Annotated in this window: 8 protein-coding genes; all 8 read right to left on the bottom strand. The window is 55.5% G+C overall.

What is annotated here, in order from left to right; genetic code table 11:
* Positions 1–247 precede the first annotated feature (247 nt).
* A complete protein-coding gene (locus tag QO008_RS07960) occupies positions 248–1,012 on the bottom strand; it encodes a hypothetical protein (protein WP_307385568.1) in 765 nt (254 codons plus the stop codon).
* Positions 1,005–1,700 carry an ABC transporter ATP-binding protein gene (locus QO008_RS07955; RefSeq protein WP_126464625.1) on the bottom strand — a complete coding sequence of 232 codons (696 nt, stop codon included), beginning with the start codon at positions 1,698–1,700 and terminating at the stop codon, positions 1,005–1,007. The genes QO008_RS07960 and QO008_RS07955 overlap by 8 nt, the downstream gene beginning before the upstream one ends.
* Positions 1,681–2,064 carry a GntR family transcriptional regulator gene (locus tag QO008_RS07950; RefSeq protein WP_126464624.1) on the bottom strand — a complete coding sequence of 128 codons (384 nt, stop codon included), beginning with the start codon at positions 2,062–2,064 and terminating at the stop codon, positions 1,681–1,683. The genes QO008_RS07955 and QO008_RS07950 overlap by 20 nt, the downstream gene beginning before the upstream one ends.
* Before the next feature lie 178 nt (positions 2,065–2,242).
* Positions 2,243–2,854, bottom strand: coding sequence for a DUF3793 family protein (locus QO008_RS07945; RefSeq protein ID WP_307385564.1), 612 nt, complete (start codon positions 2,852–2,854; stop codon positions 2,243–2,245).
* The gene (locus tag QO008_RS07940; protein WP_307385562.1) at positions 2,814–3,233 is read right to left on the bottom strand and encodes a flavodoxin; all 420 of its coding nucleotides are present in this window, start codon (positions 3,231–3,233) and stop codon (positions 2,814–2,816) included. The genes QO008_RS07945 and QO008_RS07940 overlap by 41 nt, the downstream gene beginning before the upstream one ends.
* Positions 3,234–3,501: 268 nt before the next feature.
* Positions 3,502–5,385: a DUF7601 domain-containing protein gene (locus QO008_RS07935; RefSeq protein WP_307385569.1), complete on the bottom strand. Its 1,884-nt coding sequence runs from the start codon at positions 5,383–5,385 to the stop codon at positions 3,502–3,504.
* Positions 5,386–5,439: 54 nt separating this feature from the next.
* Positions 5,440–6,498 carry a hypothetical protein gene (locus tag QO008_RS07930; protein ID WP_307385560.1) on the bottom strand — a complete coding sequence of 353 codons (1,059 nt, stop codon included), beginning with the start codon at positions 6,496–6,498 and terminating at the stop codon, positions 5,440–5,442.
* Positions 6,499–6,515: 17 nt separating this feature from the next.
* Positions 6,516–7,523: a hypothetical protein gene (locus QO008_RS07925; RefSeq protein WP_307385558.1), complete on the bottom strand. Its 1,008-nt coding sequence runs from the start codon at positions 7,521–7,523 to the stop codon at positions 6,516–6,518.
* Positions 7,524–7,659 lie beyond the last annotated feature (136 nt).

Below are 7,659 nucleotides of genomic sequence, written 5' to 3'. Positions count from 1 at the left end.
TGAGCGGAGCGCAGCGGAGTCGAACGGATCTCTAGTGAACTATTGCGGGTCACATTGACGATAAAAGCCTCATCGTGTGGTACGGCCCCGGCTTTACGCTAACCCCTTACAGAGAAAGAGATTCTTCGACTCGGAATAAATTCCTCGCTCAGAATGACAAGGGGGTGGGCTGCGCAGTCTACCTCACTACACCCCGCGCCCTTTCTCCAAAAAAAAGACGCGTACACACCGGTACGCGCCTTCTTTCTCAATACGCCGAAAGTTTTTGATTGTGGCTATACGCGCTCCGCCAGAGGCCGAGGGCGACACACAGTGCCGACACGATCCAAATGGTGAGCGGTAGTCCGAACAGCTCCTGTTCCGGCTGAATCGCGCCGAAGAAAAATCCGCGTCCCCATTCAAAGACAAAGCCGAAGGGAAAGAGCGCCCCCAAAAGGGTGTCTATGGCACCGATTCCGAGGGCGGTGAGGATATACACGAGGACCGGCCCGCCGAAGCTAAAGCGCCGAAGGGTGCGTTCGCTCCCCACCGAAACCGCAAACAACCACAGTGCGACCTGCGTGCCCAGATTAAGCAAAAACAGGCTGCCGATGAGGGCGATGCCGCTCGGCTGCGAATACATGACTTTCAGTTGTTCGATGACGAAATTTAACTGGCCGCCGATCGCCGCAGAGAACAATACCAACAGGCGCGCACCCATAAAGGCCCCGATCAGGCTCATTAGGAGCAAAAGGAGACCGAGATAGGCAAACCGCGCGCCGACGACCTGCCGCCCCGTAAGGGGAAGGGCGGCAAAAAACGGGGAACGATCGCCGCAGAACGCCCGGTAGTCGCGCGCCAATACGACAATCCCGCCCGCGACCGCAACGACATAGATGGCCATCGCCGCAAAGAGCGTCACCTCCGGTGCGGCATTTGCCCGGCTGATCAGACACGCCAAGAGAGAAATGCCGAATGCCGACAAGAGCACCACTTGATCCCGCTTAAAAAAGTATCCCAGCAGCTTACGCATCATACACCTCCCGAAAAATCTCTTCCAATCCCTTGCCGTGTACCGCCCGCAGCGTTTCCACGTTCTCGTTGAGCAACGCCTTTCCGCCGCCGAGGAACACCGCCCGATCGATCAACGGTTCGATGTCCGCCACCATATGGGTGGAGATGATCAGCGTCGCGCCGTCGTCGAAGCCGTCGAGTATGGCGTCGATCACGCCGCTTCTCGCCGCAGGATCCACCCCGCCGATGGGCTCGTCCAAGAGATAGACCTCCGCCCGGCGGGAAAGGGTGAGCGCGATCTGCAGTTTATCTCGCATGCCCTTGCTCATCTCCCGAATCCGGCTCTCCCGATCGAGACCCAAACGCCGGATCATAAAATTGGCCCGCTTTGTGTCGAAGTCCTCGAAAAACGTCTCGTAAAGCGCCGTCGTCTCCTTCACCCGCATATCCTTGGCGAGGGGCAAATGGTCGGGCTGGTAGCTGACCTTCGCCTTGCTCGTAGGCCCCGGGACGCTGCCGCAGATCTTAACTTCGCCTTGGTAGGCCATCTCCAGGCCCGCAAGGATCTTTAACAGCGTCGTCTTGCCGGCGCCGTTGGGCCCCAAAAGCCCCACCATACTGCCGGCGGGTATCGCGAGCTCCAAATCGTCGAGCACGAGCGTATCGCGGTATCCCATCGAGAGTTCGTTAATGCGTACGGCTTCCATCGTCTCCTCCTCTCTCCCACTGTTCCGACAGCAGTTTCAATGCCACTTCCTTGCTCATCGACAGGTCGTCGGCGATGCGCCGAAGCTCCCTACACGCTTCTACAAACGCGTCCCGCCCCAAGAGCGCGATCAAATTCTCGTCTTCGGTTACATATTTTCCTCTGGTGCGATCCGTCACGATCAAATCCTCCCTTTCCAATTCCGCCAATGCCCGCTGTACCGTATTGGGATTGACCCGATACGCCTTCGCCAAATTCCGCACCGATTCGATCTTCTCGCCCCCGGGCCATTCCCCCGCCGCGATATGGCGACGAAATACCTCGTAGAGTTGCAGATAGATCGGCCGACTTGCGTCAAAGTCCATGGGACCTCCTCTCCAATCTGTATCACTTCCTTAATACAACCATATTGTACTATCGTCTTAATACAGTGTCAACTCTTTTTTCAAAATATTTCTAAATCGGCGCAAACAAAAAACGGACTCTCTCGAGTCCGCCTTTGTATGGTTTAGGAAAAGTAGTTTTCATCTAGGATTGATCGTTCTATTCGGGAAGGTATATCGTTCTTTGAATGACAAAGTGTTTGGAAACATCGTACAGAAAAAATAGGACTTTCGATCGGAAAATATGCTCGTAGCACTTCCAATAGTCGACATAGCGATGCTCGCGCTTTTCACTGAAAGCCTGCACATCCGCCGGGGGATAGCCGAGAAATATGCCGATCTCGTCGGGGCATCCCGTCCGAAACCGCGCACGCAACTCGCGGAGTGCCTCCGCAGCGCTCGTATATACATAGCCGCGATTCTCTAAAAATGCCCGGCAATCCCGCCGCGCAAGGCGCCGTTTCAGGCGCTTCGGATGGTAAAAGTACAAGAGTGGCGTTCCCTTTTCGTTTTCAAGCTCCAGATACGCAAGGGGTATTGCCTTTCGGAGCGAATCGTTACAACGCCAACAGCGATACAGATCGCGCCCGCCCGCGTTCAGATTGACCAGCGTGCCGGTCTTTGCCGCAAATACGGTGGGCGCCGTGTAAAGTTTTAGGAGGGCGAGGAGATATTCCCCGTCACCGCAATCTCTGCAGTTTTCCAGATAAGTGAGGGTATTTTCTTTGAGCTTACGCTTTACAAAGCACGCCGCCGCTTGCCATACAGTCATTCGCGTCCTCTTCCGTCGGCGTGCCCTTTACGATCAAGACGTCTACCGAGGCGACGCCCAATCCGCGGACCTCGTCCTCCCAACGCTCCATCCACTCTCCGTCGGCCCACTCATAGGAGCCGAAGAGGAGGACGTGTTTGCCTTTGAGATCGGAATTTACCTCGTCCATAAAGGGCCGCATATAGGATTCTTCCAGTTCCTCTGCGCCCATGGCGGGGCATCCGAAGGCGATCTTTTCCGCCGCGCGAACCGTATCCGCGGTCGCATCTGCAACCTCGATCAGCTCCGCTTCGCCGCCGGCATTGGCAATTCCTTCCGCCACCGCCTTAGCCATGGCTTCCGTATTGCCCGTTCCGGACCAGTACACCACAGGAATCATAGTTCCTCCTTTCTATTCCCTCGACGGTACCGTAAAACAACCGTCTGTTTTGGTGTAAACGACACGACTTATCGAATATGTACCGCCGAGTTGATAATTCATATCGTTTACAACTTCATTATATAGACCTCTTGGAGAAATTGCAAGGGGTTTTTGATATTAATTTTCCTTTATTCGACCGGAGTTCCTCTCGCCTTTTAGCTTGCGAGGGTTCATACATTCACCACATAAAAAGACATCCCCGTAGGGATGCCTCATACAATTTGTGTTATCGTCTTTTCTTACTTTCCATATAGGCCAATCCGCCCATGGCCAACAGCATGGCGGCCTGGTACATACCGATGCCGTCGATGCCGGTCTGCGGCGCTTTGCCCTTGGGATTTTTGGTAATCTTATCAAAGGGCGGCACCTTGGGTGTATCCGGCGGCGTTACCGGCGGTTCTTCCGGCACTTCCGGCGGCGTTACCGGCGGTTCTTCCGGCACTTCCGGCGGTGTTACCGGCGGTTCTTCCGGTACTTCCGGAGGCGTTACCGGCGGTTCTTGCGGGATCTTATGGTTTGTAAATTCTGCCCGGATCTCTGCCGCTCCGATCACACCTTGGGTATATCTTTCGGTCACGGTATAGCCTGCTTTGTCCAATTCCTCTACGATATAGCTCGTGCCGTAGGAGAGTTTTAAGATGCGGAAGGTCTCTCCGCCTTTCAGCGTAAAGATCTCACCGCTCTGAATCGAGCCGCGCAGGGTTTCGCCGTCGATCCGCTCTTTCAAGTAATCGAAGACATCCTTAAGCTCTGCACCGTTCGCGTCTTGTAGGACAACGCGGAAACGGAAGTCCTTGCCGCTTTCTTCGCCGATCACCGTCTTCGAGACAATGAGCTCGCCGTAGTTCGGTTCCTCCGGCGGATTGTCCGGCGTATCCGGCGGCGTGGCGGTATTGGTGAGGATGACGTCCAGGATCTCGGTCACCTTCATCCCTTCGGGATAGCGGATGAGATAGGATCCGTCCTCTTCCTTTATGATTTCTACGTCTTTGCCGTCGATCACTTCGTAGCGATACTTGCCGCTTTCGAGTGCCTTCTTGGCGAGGGTTTCGTCAAAATTGACCGCTTTGCCGTCCTTATCGACGATCCGCAAGTTCTTATTCGTATCTACGGTGCCGGTGTAGCCCGGTACCTTTACTTCTCGAATGATGTAGCCGTGCTTGCGGAAGGTTCCCTCCAAGTCGGCGATGCGGTCTTGCCAATCGCCGTCTGCATTGAGGACGACCTCGCGCGTGTCGCCGTTTTCGGAGACGACCACAACGGTAATCGAATCGGGGGCATTGCCCTCGCCTTTCCAGCGCTTCGAAATCTCGATTTCATGGCCGGGTCCCTTGTGGTTTTCTGTCGCCATGCCCGTATTTTCGGTATCACCGGGCAAGATTATACTTTCCTTACCATACGAGCCGTACTTATTCGGTTCCATCTTGGTGACATTAAACAACTCGTAGGGCACGCCGTCGATCACAAGCCGCGGCAGGTAGAGGGTGTAGAACCCGTCTTCCCCTTGCTTGAGATAGAAGTCGTAGGTCGTAAACCCTGGGTCGTTGGTTACGAGGTCATAGCTTCGTACGCGAATCCCCGTGCCATAGCTGGGGAGAGACAGGGACTTGAAGACGACTTCTTTGTCTAACTCCGTGAGGAATTCTCCATCCAAAACCGGATGGGGAATTTTATTCCAAGTAAATACTTGCGAGTCGATGACCTTGCCGTCCTTGTGCAGGTTCAAAGTAATATTGCCGGCAAAATCTTTAAAGTGATCGTTGGTGGGGAGCAGGCGGATCAATCCGTCGTCGGTCAGATCTGCTTCCGGTTTGTAATTGTCCGCATACTCGATGCGAATGTCGTAGGTGTCGTCCTTGGGCGTAAACTTCGGCGCAAATACGTCGGAATCTTCTTCCAGCGTGTAGCGGCCCTTCGCCAGGGCACCGGGGTCCAGCTTGTCGAAGCTGCCCTTCCAACCGTCCTCTTTCGTCAAGGTCAGGGTGCGGTAGATGGGTTTGCCAGCTTCGTCGTAGCCGTCGACGATCCGCTCGCCGTCCAGGCGGAGGTATAGGGTTACGCTCTTCGGCAGTTGCGCTTCCGGCACCTTCCAACTCTTTTCTACGTTCAGTTCACCGAATGCGTAGAATGTGGGAGTAGAATTTGTCTTGAATATTTTCTTTGTTTAAGAGGAAGTACTTCGTCTTTTCGGAAAAGCCGATGTCCTACCCCTCCCTTTGGCCTCGTTGTCGAAAACGTAGACGGTGTGCTTGTCGCCGATGTGGACATAGCCCGTGGGGCAGTTCCACAATCCGCCGCCGTCGCCGCCGCCGAAGGAATCGATCCAGGTGGCAATCGCCGTGTTTTCCGTAATCAACAAATTCTCGAGGGTCTGAATGCGAGGCGGAAAGGAGATATAGACCCCGCCGCCGAAGTTCCCGGATTTGTTGTCCAAAATCATGGTCTTGCCGAAGTGGACGAAATTCGTGTCCACATAGACCCCGCCGCCGACGGCGGATGCTTTGTTTTTGTAGATCAGTCCGCCGTCGATAAAGGCCTCGGATTTATTTTCTTCCAAATGTTTTTCGTAATCTGCCGGTGTATTGGCGTATTCGCGATTTATAATGTTCGAAAATTCACTGAGAAACTGATCCGACACGGCGATCCCGCCGCCGGAACCGGATTTGTTGCCCGCTACAATGCCGTCGTTCATATGCAGCTCCGCCTTGGGGTAGATCGTAATCCCCCCGCCGGACTGGTACCGCGTATTCGATCTGTTGTTTGCGATGATGCCGCCGTCGATGATCACCCGGGCGGGATCGCCTGTGCTGCCGAACAGGCTGCCGGCAAACACGCCGCCGCTCATGCCGCCGTCGTTGTTGTCGATCATGCCGCCGGTCATATGGAAGGTGCTGCCGGGGTCTACATAGACCGCGCCCGACGAAGTGGGACGAGTGTAGTCGGGATCGATCCGCTCATAGGATTTGTTATGGGAGATGCGGCCGCCTTCCATCGTGAAGGTACCGCCCTTCTTTACCTTGATCGGCGCGGTGTGGCCGTGTTTGTTATTGGCGTGCATCACCGTGCCGTTCTTTAGGGTCAAGCTGCCGCCGTTTTCTACCGTGGCAATAGCGCCGCGATCGTCGAATTCCGTCTCTACTTCTTCGTTTCCGTCGATATGGATGGCGCTATCTTCGTCGCCCCATGTCAACGTACCAAAGATTGCAAATAAAGTATCTTTCACAAACTCTTTTGCGCGCTTTAGAATAATCGCGCCTTTTTTTCGGAAGGCAGGGGCGTATCGGCTTTTTCTAAAGCCTCTTCGCCGCGGTTTCTGCCCGCATCAATGCTTTCTCTCTGTTTTTCTTCACCGGCATCATTCGAATCCGCCGGCTGTTCGATGGGCTTCCAGGGTTCCTCGGCGGTCTGTTCGTTGTCCGCCGTAAGCAATATGTTCTGATCCTCTGCGATGGTCAGCTTCTCGGTCAATTCGAAGCTCTCCATAACCTTGATCACGGTCTTCTTCGAACCGGCATTTTGAATCGCCGTTTTGAGCTCGTCGAAGCTGTGGACCTCGACGACCGCATCCGCTTCTTCCGCTTGCGCGGCGGCCCCCAGCGCTTTGGGAGCGCGGGCGAGCGCCTCGGCGTCGAGTTCGGTGCCCGCTTCGAGCACGTCGGCCACCGCTTCGGAGTCGGCCGCGGGTCCATCTTCGGGATCACGCGCTGTGTCCGCCGCGCTATCCGCCGGTTCTTGTTTTTCCCCGTCGGTAATCTCTGCCGCATCGGCAGCCGCTTCTTTTTCGGGTTCCGCCTCAATGGCATCGGCCTCGTCGTCTGTGGCCGCCTGTACCTCGTCGCCTTCCGCCTCGGCTTCTTCCGCCGGTGGCGTTACATCGGGGATCGCTGCGTCTTTCTCTTCTTCCGGCGCTTCTTCTACCGGTGTGTCCTCTGTATCTGCCGCCGCTACCGGACCGGGCGTCTCTGGGGCCGCTGCCGCATTCGAAGCGGCAGGCGCTTCTTCCGCGGCCGCCTTCGAGGTCGCCTCCGATTGGGCGGGCAACGCCGCGTCCGCCTTTTCGGGCGGTTTCGCGGGCGCCGCCCTCTGCGGCACATCTGCCTTGGCGACAGCCGGCGTCGTCTGTTCGACCGCCGCTACCGCCGCGCTTTCTGCCGCAGGCGCCGCCGTTTCCGATTCCGCCGACGCGTGGCCGGGCAGAAACGACAGGAGCGCCGCCATCAGGCAGAGCGCATAGAACCGTTTACGCATTTTTCCCTCCTCGGGTTTCTTAAAATAACTGCCTTTCTATATCTTGAATTTACAATCTAAGTGCAACAAAAAATGATTCACCGTTTTCTGGTAAAATTATGTCGACAAAAACCAATCAACCAGGAGGAACGATGAA

This window comes from Aedoeadaptatus ivorii, from assembly GCF_030815095.1.
GTDB lineage: Bacteria > Bacillota > Clostridia > Tissierellales > Peptoniphilaceae > Aedoeadaptatus > Aedoeadaptatus ivorii.
The sequence above is the reverse complement of the archived record's forward strand: the minus strand, read 5'-3'. Positions and strand labels throughout refer to the sequence as shown.